The 1079-nt window shown below is 53.3% G+C and carries 1 protein-coding gene; it reads left to right on the top strand.

Translation table 11 applies throughout. The features are described 5' to 3' along the window. Positions 1-23 precede the first annotated feature (23 nt). Positions 24-1079 (top strand): hypothetical protein (locus KDK14_RS14595; RefSeq protein ID WP_257265903.1); only part of this gene is annotated, 1056 nt, incomplete at its 3' end.

Below are 1079 nucleotides of genomic sequence, written 5' to 3'. Positions count from 1 at the left end.
GCCTGATCCCCCCGGGGGAGCAGTTGGCAAAGCAGCCCAACCTGGGCAAGTTAATGGGAAAAGCCATAGCCGTTCTTAACAAGCATCGCGATGAAAACTTCGCATCATTCGATCAGGCCAGTACTCACCAGGAAATCGCCAGCCTGAAACAGCAGGTCTCGGACATTGATCAACAAATCGGAGAAGAGGCCACCGGTATTAATGACTTGGCCAGGCTTGAGAACAGACAATGCCTGCTGACCATCAATGTTCGGGCCAGAGTTGAGGACGGTTCGGTCATCGCCACGCATATTGATGGTGGTCCGATAGCTCAACAACAGACAATGGGAAGTCCCCTGCCAGGGCCGGTGCATACAGCCACAACGGACCAGCCTTCTCAAACAGATCCGGAGATGGCGCCAGATGATAGGCCTATGGCTGAACTGACAGCACAGGACCTGACAGATTCAAGCCCGGCTGATCAGAATATCTCCATCAACTCCCCGAATACTGGAGCTTATGCTGCCCCCCTGACTGAACTCGAGATTGAAGTCATAATCGAAAATCCTTTTGTAGGAAGAATCGGACAGGACGATTCGCTGATCCCTGGCATAATACAGGGCCTTTGTGAACCAACAGACTCCCTGCCAGGCATAAGCTCACCGCCCGATGGTACTGGGCAAACCGGCGATGCCGCTGAGGATTACAGTGAGCTTGATGGCGTCGAGGGTCTGTTTGCCGAGCCAGACAACGCCGACGAAAGGACAGTGACAGACCCTGCGGAGTCAGATGTCAACATAAGTCAAGATGAAGCACCCATCGACAACAACGAAACCGCCATTGCAGACGATCAAAGTGTGGAATCCACTCGGGATATCTCAGTCGATGAGAGTTCCAGTAAGGTTGATGTCACCGATGGTGGAATTGATAACTCCGAACCGTCGGAAACGCCTCAGCAGCCTTCCGATGACAGCGGGGGTTCTCAGGACAGTAATCCAACAGGCACTGCATTTACTGCCGATGGTCCAGGCCTGGATGACTCGGTAGACAGCGATTCTGGTTACTTGTCTGGCGATGAAGGTGATCCGGTACAGACACCC

The organism is Endozoicomonas sp. ONNA2 (assembly GCF_024606365.1).
Lineage (GTDB): Bacteria > Pseudomonadota > Gammaproteobacteria > Pseudomonadales > Endozoicomonadaceae > Endozoicomonas.
This window is presented reverse-complemented; position numbering and strand designations above follow the sequence as displayed.